A 17,907-nucleotide genomic window follows, 5' to 3' on the forward strand; every position below is an offset into this window, starting at 1 on the left:
TAGTTACACATACATTATAAGTTGCGTTATAAACTCATATCCAAAATAAACACTAAATCCAAATAAAATAATCGCAGCCACAACTGCAGCCCATTTTAATACCGTCTGGCTTAAAAATTTTCTTGAAAAATGAATAATACTCATTAACCCTATATCATGGATTAATATTCCAAGTAAAATCCCCAGTGCTACTATTATAAACTGTGCTTGGTTCTCTCCGTTAATCGAGGAGACCAGTAGTGGACCGAATATCCCAATCCAAAATACTATGTTTCCGGGTGAGATTGCCATTAAAAAACCTGACGTATAAGCTTTTGTCAATGACTTTTTTGAGGCAGCTCCACTAAAATCAACGTTATTTTTGGATTCTCTTAAGCTGTCAACCCCAATAATTAATAAAAATATACTTCCTATGAACCACATAATAAGTTCAACCATTGGATGGGCTAAGAAATGTGAAAATCCAAAGTAAACTAATATAATTAATGCTAAGTCTATTGTCATACCACCCAATCCTACAAACCATCCACTTAAAAACCCTTTTCTTAATGCCTGATTAACCATTTGTACAGTCATTGCTCCAGGTGTTATCGATATGACTAAACCTAATAGAAAATATGTAATAAAAGCTGTTATCATCTTTGTACTCCTTCGCAAAAAGTCACTAATAGTCTAATTATAATAAAAAATGTGAGGATTATTAATGATCACTTATACCAAATCTGAAAAGATGCCTAATGAATATTAATCTTCCTCAAACGGGTGAGAGTTTTTTGCATCCTACGATTCCACTTAATTGTCAAACTTCAATTCATCAGGTCTCTTCAAATGATTTAAGGATTGATCCGATAATCCATATTCACAGGGAATGCCGCATAATAAGTGTCTAGCCTGGAAGTATTTTGAGATAAGTAGTGGTTAGCTCAAAATGTTTGCTGACACATTATTGGAATCCCCTGTAAACATGTGTAATACGCTAATTATGCTTCAATTTCACTAATGGAAGTCAGTTTATCGATGATTTGTTAAAATTTCAAGGACGTTTGAGACAAAAACATCCTGATTAATTTTTAGGGCAATACGTGTACAATTTGGTCCAAAACAGTTACTTGACCCTGGTCGGAAGTCAGCGATACTTTTACCGTCTGCAATTTTGCCTTGATATTCAACTTTAACCTCTCGTTTTTTGTACTCATACAACCCGTCAATATCAAGAGCAGCCATTAAAGCGGCCAAATCGTGTTGCGGTGTTCCGGGAATACCTGGCTCTTCTTGTTGATAGTATTCATAATAGAAATCCAAGATCGGTTTGATTATCTCTTCTAAAGATGAATCTGAACGCGTATCGATGAGATTGACAACGCCTGGGGTCAATAAGGCATCTCGTGTTACATCTAAAGGTATGATTGTCAGATTAATGACATTTTGACAAACGAAATTAGCTGCAATTGGATCACCGTAAAAGTTAGCCTCTGCTACTTCGGTTGCATTGCCAGGCTCCATAAAAGCTCCACCCATCACATAGGTTTCTTTTACATCCTCCATGACTTCAGGACTTAAATAATGGGCAATGGCCAGAGAAGTGCATCGTCCGACATTAACAATCGTTACTTCATTACGGTTGTTTTTGATTAAATTAAACAGCTTACTGAAATTCGTCCGATTTGCATAACGTTCTTCTGGAATTGGAGGGTTAATTGGACCTAATCCCTCTATGCCATGGATTTCAGGAAAAAAGGCAGGTTCTTCACCGCTCAGGGGACGTGTAGCACCAGCGATGACAGGAATATCTGTACGGCCTGCCAGTTCCAGCAAGTACTCGACATTCCGATATGCCTTTTCCCGATCGATGTTACCGTAGCCGCTGACCACTCCGATGAGATCCACCTCGGGATTCTTCAACGCGTAAGTCAACGCGATAGAATCATCTATACCTGTATCGGCAAATAAGATTATTTTTTTCATTTCATCACCTCAATCTACCTTATGAAAAAAGATAGTGTTTGCTTGTATGTTTGTCCGGATGAGAGTCTTCTGTAAGAGCCGTCATCGCGACAGGACACCCGGGAACTTAGCCGTCTGGTCTTTTTTGTCCTTAGTCACTTAAAGCAGGCTTTTTCATACACTATTTTCGGGGTGAGAAAATGGCAATCGTAAAATACACAGATTCAGACGTTGACGTAATGGCAAGGATGATGAGAGCAGAGGCTGTAGGTGAAGGAAAACAGGGAATGCTGTATGTTGGAAATGTCATTGTTAATCGGGCTAGAGCGGATTGTTTAGATTTTACCGATGTAAGAACCATTCGAGAGGTCATTTTTCAGGTGCAAGGAGGAAATTACTCGTTTGAAGCTGTCCAAAAAGGTAATGTATTTTATCAAAGAGCGAGATCTGCTGAAAAAAGATTAGCAAGAAAGAATTTGAATTATTGGAGACAACATCCAGCGAAATATGCGCTTTGGTATTTCAATCCATATGCTCCATGTCCTCCAACATGGTACGGTCAACCTTTTTCCGGTCAATTTAAAAATCATTGTTATTATGAACCAGAAGCCGGGACATGTGCCAGTGTTTATTGAATCAGAAGGAATGCGCATTATGAAAAAGACCTAAAACTTTGAAAGATCCTTGAAATTCAGATGTATGACGCATCAATTTCGGATGACGTTTTTCGGAAATCGGCTAACTCGCCTATTTCGAGTCAGAATCCTTCTCTGGTTGGCGCGGAGTTGGATTCTTTTCTTTTCGGCTGCGTTAATCCCGATACGTCGTTAGGATTGCCGTATCAAAATCTATGAAAATTGACAGAAGGCCAACCTCGACCATATTATTCCAAAACCAACCGACAATTTATAAACGTTATGGTTTGTCCCTAAAAGCATACATGATTTGTCCAAGCTCTGAATAGCTATAAAGAAAGAGCGTATGGCAGGGGGAGAAACTATGCTGCAATTCATTCTGGAGTTAATGACAAGCGAGCGTATAGCTGAAGATATTTTATCCAATCCAACCACCGAACTTATTTTCATGATTCTGTTCATCATCTTTTTCCTCACACTTATCATTCATCTGGGCCTGTTTACGAAACTTAGACAAATCAGAAACTACCTGAATACAACAAATCAAATGGATATCGAGCCACTGAATACGATTAAAGCGCAGTATGACAGGAGCAGGCAGGAGGAATCTGTAAAACCGGAAACGTTTGTCCAGGAGAAATTTTCCGGCTGGCGTGTATTTAACGTGCCTGTTGTCAATCTCATCAAACTGGTGCAGATGACCGTCTCTATCTTTATATTGATAGGGGTATTAGGAACATTTATCGGGCTGACCATTGCGCTTGGAAATATCGATGCAACAGGGACACAGCTTGTTGAGAATATAGCTGCCGTCTTGTCGGGTATTGATGTGGCGTTTTATACAAGTATTGCGGGGATGGGGCTATCCTTGATCATGACTGTATTGATTAAAATTTTTAATACGGAATACATGCTGACGGATATCATGTTAAAAGTTGAATCCAATTTAGAGGAAAACGAACAGGACGGGGTAAACCGGCTTATCGATGTGTCTGAAGCTATTAACCAATCCATTCAGCATCTGCAGGAAACGAATCAGCAGTCACTGACAGGGATTGAACATGCATTCGCAGGCTTTCAGGAATATACAAGTGGGCTGCAGCAATCCGCAAAAGATCTGGCGGCGTTTAACGATGGGCTTTCCAGCAACCTGGAGAAATTTCAGGAACTATTCGACCATATGAAAGAGGTGACGGATGGATTTGGTGAGTCCACGACAAAACTGAACAATAACTTTGATTCGCTGTTTTCCTATTTTAAGAAGATGGATGGCAAAAATGAGCGAATGGCCAAAGCTTTTGAAAATACGTACGAGCGCGTTAAGGATGTTTCGCAAGCCCAGATGGATACCCTGAATCAATTCGAGGAATCAGCTTCTGAATTAAAATCCTTTACGTCATCCATCATGGAGGAGCAGCAAGCCATTCATAGTAAATTTGAAAAAATAACGCAGCAAAGTCATGACCTGGCGGAAACAATGGCAGCACATAATAAAGAATTTAAACAGATATTCGGGACGGATGTCAGCTCCAAACTGACCGGAATTATCTCGCAAATCGGTGAACTATCAAAGGACTTTGAAAGGATTGGCGGTCCGATCAGCCAATTGCCACAGGCGCTTGACGTTATCAATCAAACACAAGCTGAGTATAAGTATCTATTAGCCGATCGTTTTGACGAGCTTAAGGAATTTAACCGAACGTTTAACAATCATCTGAAAGCTCATTCCGAGGAATCGAAGGCATTTGAACGTCAGGTGCAGGAAGCAACCCAAACGTATGAAAAACTCGGGATGCAGAATAACCAGCTGATTCAAGACATCAATAAGACAATCTCACAGATGAACAACACGTTTAATCAGCGCGAAAATCAAGTCGAAGCAAGTGTTGATATTTTAAAAAATACACTTTCAAATTATGTAGCTGGACTGGAAGGCACGCTGGGAGACAAGCTTGACAAGGTTGCCCGGAACATCAATGACTCCGTGGAAAGAACGAATGATGGCATCAAGAAGGAATTCCAGGAAATACGGCGTTTATCGGAAGACATACACCAAAGCAATTCCCGTTATATCCAGCAATTGCTTCAGGATCTCAGCAGGGAAATACAAGGGCTGAACCGGCAGCTGAATGGGATCGGTCAGACCACTCAAAATATGAACGATACAGGGTTGAGACAGAATGGATACTAAATACCAGCGACTTTTTAAAAAGGAGCAGGATGAAGGGCATTTTTGGCCATCTTTTACCGATCTGTTGACCATCATTCTATTATGCTTCATTTTAATTTTCATTGCGATGATGATTATTAAATCGTTGCAAATTGAAGAGATGGAGGAGACAATCGACCAACTCATGGGGGTACGGTCAGAGCTGGTGAATGACTTGCAGGCGGAATTCAGCGATTCATCCCTTGGTGTTGAAGTGGATGAGGAGACAGGCGCTATGATTTTTAACACAGAAATTTTATTTAACTATGATGAGTCCGAATTAAAGCCAGATTCCTTTCAGTTTTTGGATGAATTCGTTCCTAAATATCTGGATATTCTGCTCGAGAGCGGTTATGAAGAATATATTGCTGAAATCATCATCGAAGGTCATACAGATCGCGATGGGAGCTATATGTATAATATGGAGCTCTCACAGGAGAGGGCATACAGTGTCGCGGAATACATTCTCAGCGATGATTTTCCGTATCAAAATATTCAAGCGCACCTTCAGGATAAATTAACCGTGAACGGCAAATCTTATACCGAGTTCCGGACGGATGATTCAGGTAATTACAGTGCAGAAGACTCCAGACGAGTGGAATTTAAATTTCGGTTGAAAGACGAGGAAATTCTCGAAAGAACGCGGGAGATTTTGCAGGAGTGAGTGCAGCGTTTACCGAAAGATTTGCGAAACAGGCCGGATATCTTGACGCACGCTGCTTTGCTCTCTTCGTTTTATGTGAAAATCCCATTCGACATTTATTGACAAAATTCGGGAAGTCACAGTGACCAACCTCAAGTGGATTTTACCCGTTTCAGTTCCTTTTTTCATCCCTAACTGTTTTCACAAGCATTCATTCTAAACTCCATGTGTATCCTTTTACAATAACTTTATACTGCATTTAAAGTGACTTAACATCCAAATGGTAAGTTTAAGCTGACACTATTTACATGGAGGGGAGAATATGAAAAGGAAAAAAAGAATCATGCGTTCTTCTTTTTCCATGGTTCTGGTTATCGTACTTTTAGTAACAACAATTTTTCCGGGACCATCAGCAGTCTTGTATGCAGATGAATTGGATAAGGAAGAATCGACGCAAACAACACAAGAAGATGAAGTGGACGAGAATGCAGTTCTGGAAGTTGATCACGAGAATCCCGATCAACTAACTGACAATCAGGACGTTACCATCGAGGCATTTAACGAGAATGCTGAAGCCATGACCTTACATTACAAGTCAGATGGAAACAAGAAAGAGCTTGAGATGGAGCAGCTTAAGGATGGTACATATACGGCAACCATTCCAGGCTTAGATGTCATCCCGGAGACAATTGAATACTGGTTTGAAGCAGAAATGACGAACAATGAAAACCAAACATCACTGTCTTATATCGCAGAAGTTATTGAGCATACAGAGGAAGAGGAAAACTCCCAAGATACAGCGCTTGAGGACGCACAACAAGAAAAACCTGCACAGAAAAAACAGCAACCCGAAGAACCTTCCACAACTGATACAGAAACACCCGAAGACAAAACAACTGAAACAACAGAGCCGGATACAGATAGAGAGCCACAGGCGGATGCAGAACCTGAACAACAACAGGAAACATTCACTATCGAACACAGTCCAATCACTGAAATTAATGGCGATGAAGATCTTACCATAAACACAACCGTTCCAAATGCCGAAAACGTTATGTTAACCTATCAAACTGGCGAAGAAATGCAGCCTCAGGAGCTTTCGCTTTCACAGGAAGATGGAACAGATACGTATAACGTCGAGGTTCCAAGTGACAATTTTTGGTCACCTGTCTTTCGTTATCAGATCACTGCGGAAGATGCGAATGGAAATACCGAAACAACCGATTACATAGAAGCGGGTGTGACGTTTTCAGAAACACCTGATCCGGAAAGCATGCCGACGCTTCTTATAACAGAAATGACACCAGATACGGATAATGTTGGCGGTTCGGATGCCTATGAATTTATCGAAATCTATAACAATACCAATCAGCCAATTAATTTAAAAGACTATCAACTAACGTATGGCTATCCGGATGGCAGCGAAGCGGAATGGAATCTGACCGATGATAACGAAATCCGTTCCCAGGGAAGCCTGATCGTTTGGATCCATAACGGAGCAAACAATCATTTGACCATTGACGATTTTAATGGACACTATGGAACGGATTTAACCGAAGACCAAGTCACCATTATCGAAAATAGCGGCATGGCTAATGGTTCGGAGCGCACACTAAGCATTACCGATAATTACGACAATGTCATTTCAAAAGCGGTATATAATGAAACAGAAACAGATGATACGCTGCCAAATCAGGGAATTATCTATCAGTATCCAGCTGAAGGTAACAGCATGGTGAAAACCGGGGTCAGTGAAACGGTGACACCGGCTGCGGTTGTACCTGGACAAGTTCCTGATGAGCCAATCAAAATTGGTACAAACATAGAAACCCCGGCAATTGGGGATCCTGCCATAAACGTTACCGATGATGCTATTACTGTGGAAGTGGACGTCACATCAGAACAGGATATCTCCGGTGTGAACTTGTTTTATAAACAGAGTGATACGATCGGATTTGAATCGTTGTCGCTGGAAAATGAAGATAATTCCACTGTTTATACGACCAATATTCCGCTTGATGCTATTTGGAGTAATCAGGTTGAGTATTACGTTACAGCGGCCAACCAAGCCGGCGAAACGAAAACTAAAACCAAAACGTTTGATCTTACGGAATCAGATGTAGATTTTCAGGCAGTGCCGCCACTATTAATGACAGAAGTGGTACCTGATACAACGAATGCCAACGGTGCGGATGCTTATGAATTCATTGAGATTTACAACAACTCAACCGAGGATATTGATTTCAAGGATTATGTTACCCGTTATCGCTACCCCAATACGGGTGCGGAAGGTGACCTATTATGGGGGCCGCCTCTGGATCAGGAGAATATCACTATTCCTTCCGGCGAATCAATTGTGTTATGGGTTATTAATGGCGGCAACCCGCATATGACAGGGGCAGATTTTAACGAACATTATGGCACGGATTTAACGGAAGGCACCGACTTAATTAAAATTTATAATAACGGCATGTCGAACAGTTCTGAGCGTACATTAGTCATGGCAACAAAAACGGGATATGAACTTTCCCATGTAAACTATAAAGCAGAAGATACGGCACCAAATAAGGGAATTCTTTACCGATTCCCGAGTGATGGCAGTACAACATCAGAAAAAATCAGTTCCGGGGATGTTGATGCAACACCTGGAACGGTCATGCCGGAACAAGTACCAGCCGAGAAAGTGGAAATGCCGGCAGATATTACCCCTCCCGTTGTAGAGGATACAACCAATCAAAAGAAACTGACATCCGAAGAACCATTCCAAATCTCGGCTAACATTACGGATAATCATCAGGTCAAATCGGTTTTCCTTTATTACCGCACCATAGCAGGCAACGATTTTTCCAAAGTCAGCTTAGAACGAGATGAAAATGGCGTCTATCAGCATACGATTTATGAACCTGAGTTAATTGGGCAAGAAAATCTTGACTATTATTTTGTTGCAAGCGATGGGCAAAATCAGCATACAACCGAAACGCGAACACTGTCCATCACTCATCCAAATGCGGAAACAGGATTACGGTTGAATGTCGGGGAGAATGAATTGCTTTCCGGTGAGAAGGTGATTAAGGCAACAGAGGATGACTACACAGAAGATATCGAGTTATTCCTTGATGATGATCAAGTGACCGATACGTTTATGGCTATGGAAAATGAAGCCTATTTTGCGTTTGATGTCTCGGAAACGAATATCTTCTTCCAGAATGGTGTCACCATGGGAGACGAAGTGCTGGAAATATTTGATGATACGTATAACGATTTTACGACACTCACCGTCCCGATTCCGGCAGATAAACTGGAGGACGGGGACAACACCATCACCATTCGTGCCGGAAACAAAGTTGGGCCATTTGATGAAACATCGAGCGAAAACCGTGATGATTTTACCATAAAAAACGTTCGGCTTGTCTTATCGGATGGAACCATTATCCGTGACCCGGAATACAGTGATCCGACCACCAGTCATGCTGTTGGGGACAGTCCCGGGAAAGAATCGGTGTATGATTTCACATTCACACTGGATCAGGAAAAATTTGCATCTGAATCGTTCCTGTTTGATACAACCATTGTAGAAGATGGGGAACATGACATTAAAGCTACTTTAGACGATGAGGAAGTTACGACCACGGTCATAACGGATAATACGGCACCAGACATTAGCCCTTCTGTTGAAGAAGGCAAGGAATACAAAGGGGAATTTACGATTGATGCAGATGTGGAAGATGCCAATGAGGTGGAAGAGCTTTCCGCCGAATTGGATGGCGCGTCAATTGATTTGCCTTATGAAACATCCTCTGCCGCGCTTTCACCAGGGGAACATGAAGTCATCTATACAGCAGAAGATGCTGCCGGAAATGTTGGAACGAAAGCCGTCACTTTTTCCGTCGTGGCGGAACATCCCGGGCTGCCGGACCGGATGGATGATGAGCCGGGAAGCACAAGTGCCGATCTTTCCGTACGTGTGAACGACCCAACAGGAGATGCCATGGATGTTGGATTTTATCAAGCTTATCAATATAGAGCAGAAGACACGGAAAACCTGAGCATTTCACAGAATAACGTTGGAACTGAACCACCGCAAACAATGGATCCTTACGGCGAACAAACACTGAGCGCAGAAGAAAGAAATCAGCTCTTGCAAGTAGATGGAGAGAAATTTACGACTGAATCCAATACGGAATTCCCATACCATCGATTTGACATCACGGTTGATGAAAATGTTGGTCCGGAAGATGAAATCGAAGTCGTTTGGGACGGTTCTTCCATAGAAGGCCGGAAAGTAACGATGTATGCATGGAATTACACTTCCGGTGAATGGGATGAATTGACATCAACCATTGCCGGTACCGGTGCATTTCAATTAGTCGGATCCGTGACAGGTGCAGACTACTTAAAAGATGGCAAAGTCAGTGCCATTGTCCAGGACCAAATCGCAGCGCCGGGTGAGGACTTCTCCTTTGTATGGATGACAGATACCCAGTATTATTCGGAAAGTTACCCATATATTTATGAGGACCAGGTCAATTGGATTGCCGAGAATCAGGATGCCTTGAACATTGAATATGTTTTCCATACCGGGGATCTTGTCAATATTTACGATGACTTTGATCAATGGGCTGTAGCAGACGAGAGTATGGAAGTTCTGGACGAAGCAGGTATTCCATATGGTGTGCTGGCCGGTAACCATGACGTTGATATGAAAAATAACAACTATGTCAATTACAGTAAATACTTCGGCGCAGATCGTTTTGAAGACCGTGCTTATTACAGTGGTTCTTACAAAGATAACCGCGGGCATTATGATCTCTTGTCCGTAAACGGTAACGACTTTCTCATGTTGTATATGGGCTGGGGTGTTGACCAGGCAGGGATTGACTGGATGAATGAGGTTATCGCGGCACACCCAAACCGGACAGTGATTCTGAATTTCCATGAATATTTGCTGGCAAGTGGTTCAAGAAGCCCGATTGGCGATGAAATTTTTGAGAAAGTTGTCGTGCCAAATGATAATGTGAAAGCAGTCCTTTCCGGTCATTATCACAATTCCCAAACCCTTATTGATGAGGTTGATGATGATGGGGATGGTGAAGCCGACCGAACGGTTTATCAAATGCTTGCCGATTATCAAGGCGGTCCGGAAGGCGGACAAGGCTATTTACGCATTTTGAATTTTAATATGGATTCGAACAGTGTTGGCGTCCAGACTTATTCACCTTATTTGGATGATTATAATTTTTATGATCCAGAAGAATTTCCGGGAAAAGATGAATTCACACTCGACTGGAACTTGGAAGCAGAGAAAAAACGTGTTGCGACCGATTATGTCGAGGTCAATGTCTATACTGATGAACAAATCGGTTTTTCTGAAAATGTGCCAAGCGGTCAGGATGCAACGGTTACATGGGATGGACTTGATCCGGAAAGTGAGTATTTCTGGTACACTCAAGCATCCGATGCATATGGGGGCAGCACACGTTCAGATATTTGGAACTTTACGACTGTTGATGGTGAAGTGGTGCCGGAAGACCCTGAGAAACCTGAAGTTCCTGGAGAGCCGGATGATTCAGATGAACCGGATGACAAACCAGGAGACCCTGAGGATAAACCGGGTGACCCGGAAAGCCCTGGGAATCAACCAGGACAACCACTTCCAAATAACCAGAAACAAACGGTTGATGCAGATGTCACAGACGGCAGAGCTGCCATTCAGGATGATGTATTTGAAGCAGTTGATCAAAATGGCAACATCATTATCGAATTAAATGCTGAAACAGCTGTTCTTGAACTAACTAAAGAACAAGTGGGAACATTAAAAGATAAAAATATTGTCCTTACGATTACCAACAGTGACATCACACTTGATATCCCGGCTACCGTATTTACGGGGGCAGAAGCAGCTGAAATTGACATCGAAAAGCTGAATGATATCGAAAATGCTTTAAGCCCCGTTTACGACTTGTCAATTACGCAAGGTAATGACCTGCTTCGTGAGTTTTCAGAAGGTATCACGCTGACCTTTAATGTAGACGAGGAGCACATTAATAATTCAGCAAGCGTTAAACTTTATAACTTAAATGAAGAGACCAGTGAATGGGAAGTTATTGGCGGCGAATATGCAAACAGCAAAGTAACAGCGCCGGTAACACATTTCAGTACGTTTGCTGTTTTTGAACAGGAAAAATCCAGTAACAATACGGCAGATAATGTGCTGGGGCCATCCGCTAACGGTGGGAATGAAAATGTTCTGCCGGATACCGCAACAAATATGTATCATTATCTGCTGGCCGGCATCGTGCTGACAGTCATTGGCGGTGCATTGTGGGCAGTATGGTATGTCAGAAGAAAACGACAGGCAGGTTAATAAAGTTTAGAGGTTTGGAAAAAGGGCTCCATGGAGCTGTAAGTAGTTACAGTGGAGAAAAAATCAAAACACAATACATTTAGCGTACTAAATCACATAACATTTAGTGCGCTATTTTTTTTTTACTGTCACAACAACCTTTTCAAGGAAAAAATTGATGTTTTATCATTCGTATTAGCACAATAAATAACAAAGTGACAATATATTGAAAAAAGGGTCAAAATTGCTTTGCGAAAATACCTTTTAATTTAAATGCTATTTTAGTGTGTAGAGATTTATTTTGAAAATTTTACCCAGGTTTTCTGAATATTTATGTTAAAATAAATCTAAAGATTATAATAAAATGGTCTTAAGATAAACATCTTTGGATTCAAACTTTATTCAACAATCGGGCCAGATTGTGGAATAAAAGTAAAGGCTATCCTGACTAGGATAACCTTCATTTCTTACTCTTTTTTCTTGTGAAAAGCAGTATTTGGGAGACAATGGCAAGAACGGGTAATTCAATCAAAGGACCAATAACCAAGGCTAGGGCAATGAGTGGCTGATCTGGAAATACTGTGACAGCTATAGCCAAGGCGACCGGTGAGTTTCTGGCAATGGTCGTTAAACTTAAGCTAACGGAATCTTCATAGGAAAACTTTAAGAACCTTCCAACCAGTCGTGCTATTACATAATTAATCAAAAAAAACATTAATATTGGTATGATTAAAATGTAAATGACTTCTAGGTTTTCAATTAAGTAAGAACCTTGGGAAGCAAACATTGACATAATGGCCAATGATAAAAAGAAAATTTGAGCATTGGCGAAGAAGGGGATAATTTTCTTCTTTAAAACAGACTCTCTTCTTCTTAATAAGAATCGCGTAAAGTGCGCAAGTACGAAGGGAATAACCAATACAATTAATACACTCTCTACAAGCGTTGATATGGCTATTGTTTCAATTGTTCCAGCAAATAGGAGTAAATATACCGGCAGAAGCACCACCTGCAGAATTAAATTAATCGGTAAAATTGATGTTGAAAGAGACATATTTCCTTTTGCTATGCCAGTGAACGCGAGATACCAATCTGTACAAGGTGTCACCATAAGCATGATAAAACCAATCCATAAAGCTGGATAATCAGATAAGAATATAGCTCCCAATCCCCAAGCGAGTATTGGTGTCCATATAAAATTAATGATCGTGCTGGATCCCAGGAATTTAATATTTGAAAAAGCCTTCTTTAATTGCTGCAAAGGAATCGTTAAAAATAATCCATATAGCATTAGGAGCAGAAACGGAATAACTAGAGTCTCCGCATATTGTTCAATTATGTCTGCTTGTCCTAATAAAAGACCTAAACCAACAGCAAATAGTATGATAAAGGTTTGTAGTTTATCTAGTGTTCCCATAAATGAATCTCTCTTTCTTTTAAAAAGGTGGCTGTGAATGATTACTTTCTCACATAATAATTATAATACAATGCATTAATTATTTCTTTTATTTCCAATTAAAGTTGTAGCTTAATCAGGCGCTTAACTTGAAGGGTTAGCGCCTGTTTTCCTTTTTAGAGCCATTTCGTATATTTGAGGAATTTTTTATTAGAGTTGGGAAATCCCAATTCTTTTTTTATTTCTCATTAAAGTAATTAATTGAATGAAAAATAAAAAAGAGTTATACTTTATTCAAGCAAATATTTGAATGAGGATGAGATGATGTTATGAATAAGAAAGGTACTTGTGAGATTTATTGTTATGACGAAGAAAAGGTCAATCGAATACAAGGGGATTTACAGACAGTAGATATTTCTAGTGTTTCTCAAATGCTAAAAGCTATTGCTGATGAAAATAGAGCAAAAATTACCTATGCTTTATGTCAAGATGAAGAGCTATGTGTGTGTGATATAGCAAATATTATAGGTATCACAGTTGCAAATGCTTCTCAACATTTACGAAAACTTCACAAACAAAGAGTTGTGAAATACCGAAGAAAAGGCAAACTTGCATTTTATTCTTTAGATGATGAACATATCAAGGAGATAATGAAGATTGCATTGACACATAGGGAAGTGGGAGAGGTTAATGTTTAATCAGTATAAAATGACTACAGAGAATATTTTGGAGATGAAAAAATGATTACAACGATACTTACAGCTGCTGCGGTTTATGTAGCGACAGGAATTGATTATCTTGTTATATTAATTCTTTTGTTTTCGCAAATAAAAAAAGGCCAGGCAAAACATATTTGGATAGGACAATATATAGGGACTGTAATTATTATAGGAGTAAGTCTTTTAGTTGCCCTGGGGGTTGCAAATTTAATTCCTCAGCAATGGGTTGTAGGACTACTTGGACTTTTACCACTTTATTTAGGTGTAAAAATATGGATTAAAGGGGAAGAGGATGAAGATGAAAGTAACATTTTGTCCTTATTTTCCTCAGATAGGTTTAATCAATTATTTTTGACGGTTACTTTTATTGTATTGGCTTCCAGTGCGGATGATTTTTCCATTTATATACCGTACTTTACGGCGTTAAATATGTTTGAAATCATTGTTGCTATTATTGTCTTTTTAATTATGGTGGCGGTTTTATGCTATGTCAGCTATCGCTTAGCTTCCTTAGATTTTGTATCGGAAAAAATTGAGAAATATGAACGTTGGATTGTCCCAATTGTTTTTATAGGGCTAGGAATTTATATTATGTTTGAAAATGGCACATTCAACGCTTTATTCTCATTCCTGCTTTAACGGGCGCCATTCTTGAATAGAAGGTGTTCTTTTCCGAATCGAACAGTATAGTTGATAAAGAGGTGAAAAATGAATAATCGTTGGAACGAAATAATATATAAATGTTGGTCTCCAGTGTACGATAAACTTTTCAATTCGAGGAAATTCCTTGAAGCGAGAAAGTTGATATTTCAGGAGAAAAAGTTTATTAAAAATCAAAGTATACTATTCGTTGGTGTAGGAACAGGTGCGGATTTGGAACTAATTAATCATCGTGATTTAAATATTACAGGAATAGACTACTCTAACGAAATGCTTGAGAAGGCTAAAATTAAATTCAAAAGTTCATCAATACAGTTTTTGAAAATGGACACTCAGGATATGAGCTTTAAAGATAATCATTTCGATGTAGTGATTGGAAGTCTTGTTTTATCAGTTATTCCTAATGCAGATAAATGCATCAAAGAGATAGTAAGAGTATTAAAACCAAATGGTGAGATTATCATCTTTGATAAATTTTCACCTAAAGGTAAAGAACTTTCTCCTTTGAAAAAAGCAGTTAGACCGTTATTCAAGTTATTAGGTACTGACATAGGTATGAACTTTGAGACATTGTATGAGAAAAACAAAGAGGCTTTATCTATTAAAGAGGATACACCTTTAATGTTTAACGGTATGTACAGAAAGATAGTCATCAGCAAAACGAACACTTAACGGTATTCCGTAATAGGGCGCTTTTATTTAAATGATGTTGAACATTTAGGGGGATATACTATTGGATAAGCGTGACTACTTAGTTAAGACCTTTTCACGTACTAAAAGAAAAGATTATGAGAACTATATTTTAACTGCTATATGGCATAAATTGGATAACATGGATCTTAAACCTGTTAGCCAACAATACGTTAAACGTAAAAATGGTACGCATGCTTTAATGGATCTATATTTTCCACAATTAAACATAGAAATAGAAGTGGATGAAGCATACCATCAAGACAACCAAAAAGCAGATAAACTTCGTATGGATGATATTATTTCTGCTGTTAATGAGAAATCTGTTGAAGACTTTTTATGTCTTAGAATAGATGCCACCAAAACAATAGAACAGATTAATGATAGAATTAATGAAGTTGTATCAATTATCAAAAGTAAAGCTTCAAAAGTCCGTTTTAAGTGGTTATCATACGAAGAAGAATTAGAACAAGTGAGACAACAAAAATTTCTATCAATTTATGATGATGTCTCGTTCAAGTACATAAAAGATATTGCCAATATCATATTTGATAAGAATGTTAAAAGTCTTCAACATGCTTTCTTCAAGGCAAAAGGTAATGTGTGGGCATGGTGTCCTAAACTATCCATTAATATAGACGGGGATGTCAAATCAATGGCTGGTGGTTGGATTAATTTCTTAGCAGAAGACTGGACATACATTGATGAATCACACCTAGATGGAAAAATAGTTGAAGGTAGAAAAAGTACATATATGGAGGAAATGAACTCTGATCGTGAAAGGGCAGTATTTGCAAAATATAAAGACAATCTTGGTTATAACAGATATAGGTTTGTAGGAGTTTTCAAAAGTTTTGGTTTATCTCCCGAAAACGAAAGCTGTATCAGGTATTCACGTATAGCTGATAAGATAAAATTAGTGAAGTAAGATATGCAGGTACTTTATTTACGATTAAATCTTATAGTTGTAATAATCTTAGTCATAAGAACAATCCCTTTATTCTTATGATAATTGCTCTTATTACTTTTAATGGACACAGGGAATCGTATCAAAAAGTATTCAATAATCGGGCGCTTAACTTGAATAAGGAATAGCGCCAATATCGTATATAAGGGCTAAATTTTCGAATAAAGAAGAAATAGAAAGCAGGTTGATATATATGAATAATGATTCAATTAACCAAATGTGGGAGGCGTATAGAAAGGCAAACCCGAAGGCACCGGAAAATTATGAAGCGTGGGCATTTGGTGATTCTAAGGAAATGGCAGATGAACTTGCTGAATTGGTATTGAATGGCAACAAAACAGCGACAGCTTCCAATTATACGATGTATGAGGAAGATGAGCCGTTACCGTACGTTGGTCTTCATAATATTGTTTTGGACGGCGATGGAAGAGCCGTAGCTATTGTCGAAACCACTTCTGTTGAGACAGTGCCTTTTGACGAAGTAACTGAAGAACACGCTTATTTAGAAGGTGAAGGCGATCGCACATTGAGATATTGGCGTGAAGCACACGAAGACTTTTTTAAGAAAGAATCTAAAGAGGTCAATCAAGAATTTCATAATAAAATACCAGTGGTATGTGAAAGGTTTAAGGTAATATATAAGAAGTAATTTTACGATCATTATTCCGGAAAAGGGCGCAATTATGAAAAAAAATGTAAAATATTTTAGGTGGTGTTTTTTTGGAAAAAGAAGTGAAAAAAGATTTAACTAAAATTATATCCCTGACTGTTGTAGGTGTAATTTTGATATTAATGATTCCTTTTCTTTTTCTTAATTTAAGGTAGTAGTAGTTTCATACGATCGGGCGCATTTCCGGAATGAAATCAGCGCTCATGTTTGAAAAAAGGCCATTTAACGAAGTAATTGAAAGGTGGTATAAAAGCATAATGACAACAAGTAATTCTGTAGAAAAACGTCCTTGGTATCTAAAAAAAGGATGGGTAATAGCAATGTGCTTAATTACACACCAATTGGTTTTATAAATGTCTTACTGAATCGGAATCGTTGGCAGCGTGATGAAAAGCTATTATTTCTAGGCATTGCTATAATTACGGGAATGTTTTGGTTTCTAGAATTTTTCCACTTCTGGGTTTCTATAGTATTTGCTATTGTCGCATATTTAGTTATCCATATATGGCCTGAAGAGCCTGAAAGAGAGGCGTAGCCAAATATTAAGCAATCCGGGCGCAAATCTGGAATAAAGCTGCGACCGATATTGCTTTAATACGAAGGGCCATCCTATTGAACAAGCATACAAAGGGGAGTATGTATGTCAAAGTATTTCAAAGGGGAATTTTTGAGACAAAGAATTATTTTAACTGTTATACTTCTAAGCATAATAACACTTTCTGAGTACGGATTAATTTCAAATACATTAAATTCATTTTTTGCGGGAGTAGCTCTTATTGTATTTTTTATTGTGGATAGTGATTTGAGAAAAAATGAACCACATTACTAATAAAACGGGCACTTTCACGAAATGAAAAATGTGTCACTGTAGCTTTCTAGGGCCATATTGCTGCTTAATTAGAGACTAAAAAGCATTCCTGTAATGAAAAAATTTGAGGAAAAATGGACGTAGAATCGATTGTACAAAAAAAGAGCCCTCTTGGTACGATAGAGAGTGTCATCGATGACCTCGAATTAAGTACCTAAGGAGG

Annotated in this window: 12 protein-coding genes; 9 read left to right on the forward strand and 3 right to left on the reverse strand. The window is 39.0% G+C overall.

From position 1 onward, the window contains the following. Window positions 1–3: 3 nt before the first annotated feature. Both Len3610_RS02640 and Len3610_RS02645 read right to left on the reverse strand, forming a co-directional pair. Window positions 4–639, reverse strand: coding sequence for a LysE family translocator (locus tag Len3610_RS02640; RefSeq protein WP_176446591.1), 636 nt, complete (start codon window positions 637–639; stop codon window positions 4–6). Between the two features lie 372 nt (window positions 640–1,011). Further along, on the reverse strand, window positions 1,012–1,965 hold the full coding sequence (locus Len3610_RS02645; protein WP_176446592.1) for a nucleoside hydrolase: 954 nt from the start codon (window positions 1,963–1,965) through the stop codon (window positions 1,012–1,014). A gap of 179 nt (window positions 1,966–2,144) precedes the next feature. Here Len3610_RS02645 and Len3610_RS02650 point away from each other — a divergent pair, with 179 nt between their 5' ends. The 4 genes from Len3610_RS02650 (at window position 2,145) to Len3610_RS02665 (ending at window position 11,795) form a co-directional block, all read left to right on the forward strand. Beyond that, window positions 2,145–2,579, forward strand: coding sequence for a cell wall hydrolase (locus Len3610_RS02650; RefSeq protein WP_176446593.1), 435 nt, complete (start codon window positions 2,145–2,147; stop codon window positions 2,577–2,579). Window positions 2,580–2,943: 364 nt separating this feature from the next. After that, complete coding sequence (locus tag Len3610_RS02655) at window positions 2,944–4,770, forward strand: MotA/TolQ/ExbB proton channel family protein (RefSeq protein ID WP_176446594.1); 1,827 nt, start codon at window positions 2,944–2,946, stop codon at window positions 4,768–4,770. After that, window positions 4,760–5,452, forward strand: coding sequence for an OmpA family protein (locus Len3610_RS02660; RefSeq protein WP_176446595.1), 693 nt, complete (start codon window positions 4,760–4,762; stop codon window positions 5,450–5,452). Before Len3610_RS02655 ends, Len3610_RS02660 begins: the two co-directional genes overlap by 11 nt. 301 nt (window positions 5,453–5,753) lie before the next feature. After that, window positions 5,754–11,795, forward strand: a complete 6,042-nt coding sequence (locus tag Len3610_RS02665) for a lamin tail domain-containing metallophosphoesterase family protein (RefSeq protein ID WP_176446596.1) — start codon at window positions 5,754–5,756, stop codon at window positions 11,793–11,795. Window positions 11,796–12,234: 439 nt separating this feature from the next. Here the strand turns inward: Len3610_RS02665 and Len3610_RS02670 are convergent, their stop codons facing one another. Further along, window positions 12,235–13,191 carry an arsenic resistance protein gene (locus Len3610_RS02670; protein WP_176446597.1) on the reverse strand — a complete coding sequence of 319 codons (957 nt, stop codon included), beginning with the start codon at window positions 13,189–13,191 and terminating at the stop codon, window positions 12,235–12,237. Window positions 13,192–13,499: 308 nt separating this feature from the next. Here Len3610_RS02670 and Len3610_RS02675 point away from each other — a divergent pair, with 308 nt between their 5' ends. The 5 genes from Len3610_RS02675 (at window position 13,500) to Len3610_RS02695 (ending at window position 16,855) form a co-directional block, all read left to right on the forward strand. Beyond that, window positions 13,500–13,868, forward strand: coding sequence for an ArsR/SmtB family transcription factor (locus Len3610_RS02675; RefSeq protein ID WP_176446598.1), 369 nt, complete (start codon window positions 13,500–13,502; stop codon window positions 13,866–13,868). Between the two features lie 42 nt (window positions 13,869–13,910). Beyond that, window positions 13,911–14,528, forward strand: a complete 618-nt coding sequence (locus Len3610_RS02680) for a CadD family cadmium resistance transporter (RefSeq protein ID WP_176446599.1) — start codon at window positions 13,911–13,913, stop codon at window positions 14,526–14,528. Between the two features lie 69 nt (window positions 14,529–14,597). Then, window positions 14,598–15,221: a class I SAM-dependent methyltransferase gene (locus Len3610_RS02685; protein ID WP_176446600.1), complete on the forward strand. Its 624-nt coding sequence runs from the start codon at window positions 14,598–14,600 to the stop codon at window positions 15,219–15,221. A gap of 61 nt (window positions 15,222–15,282) precedes the next feature. Further along, window positions 15,283–16,167: an AbaSI family restriction endonuclease gene (locus tag Len3610_RS02690; RefSeq protein WP_176446601.1), complete on the forward strand. Its 885-nt coding sequence runs from the start codon at window positions 15,283–15,285 to the stop codon at window positions 16,165–16,167. A gap of 232 nt (window positions 16,168–16,399) precedes the next feature. Continuing rightward, on the forward strand, window positions 16,400–16,855 hold the full coding sequence (locus Len3610_RS02695) for an ASCH domain-containing protein (protein WP_176446602.1): 456 nt from the start codon (window positions 16,400–16,402) through the stop codon (window positions 16,853–16,855). Window positions 16,856–17,907: the final 1,052 nt, after the last annotated feature.

The organism is Lentibacillus sp. CBA3610 (genome assembly GCF_013373365.1).
In the GTDB taxonomy this organism is placed as follows: domain Bacteria; phylum Bacillota; class Bacilli; order Bacillales; family Amphibacillaceae; genus Lentibacillus.

What these genes read in the sequence shown, in the direction of transcription:
- Len3610_RS02640 (WP_176446591.1), bottom strand. Translation starts at nt 639, where the DNA reads ATGATAACAGCTTTTATTACATATTTTCTATTAGGTTTAGTCATATCG.
- Len3610_RS02645 (WP_176446592.1), bottom strand. Translation starts at nt 1,965, where the DNA reads ATGAAAAAAATAATCTTATTTGCCGATACAGGTATAGATGATTCTATC.
- Len3610_RS02650 (WP_176446593.1), top strand. Translation starts at nt 2,145, where the DNA reads ATGGCAATCGTAAAATACACAGATTCAGACGTTGACGTAATGGCAAGG.
- Len3610_RS02655 (WP_176446594.1), top strand. Translation starts at nt 2,944, where the DNA reads ATGCTGCAATTCATTCTGGAGTTAATGACAAGCGAGCGTATAGCTGAA.
- Len3610_RS02660 (WP_176446595.1), top strand. Translation starts at nt 4,760, where the DNA reads ATGGATACTAAATACCAGCGACTTTTTAAAAAGGAGCAGGATGAAGGG.
- Len3610_RS02665 (WP_176446596.1), top strand. Translation starts at nt 5,754, where the DNA reads ATGAAAAGGAAAAAAAGAATCATGCGTTCTTCTTTTTCCATGGTTCTG.
- Len3610_RS02670 (WP_176446597.1), bottom strand. Translation starts at nt 13,191, where the DNA reads ATGGGAACACTAGATAAACTACAAACCTTTATCATACTATTTGCTGTT.
- Len3610_RS02675 (WP_176446598.1), top strand. Translation starts at nt 13,500, where the DNA reads ATGAATAAGAAAGGTACTTGTGAGATTTATTGTTATGACGAAGAAAAG.
- Len3610_RS02680 (WP_176446599.1), top strand. Translation starts at nt 13,911, where the DNA reads ATGATTACAACGATACTTACAGCTGCTGCGGTTTATGTAGCGACAGGA.
- Len3610_RS02685 (WP_176446600.1), top strand. Translation starts at nt 14,598, where the DNA reads ATGAATAATCGTTGGAACGAAATAATATATAAATGTTGGTCTCCAGTG.
- Len3610_RS02695 (WP_176446602.1), top strand. Translation starts at nt 16,400, where the DNA reads ATGAATAATGATTCAATTAACCAAATGTGGGAGGCGTATAGAAAGGCA.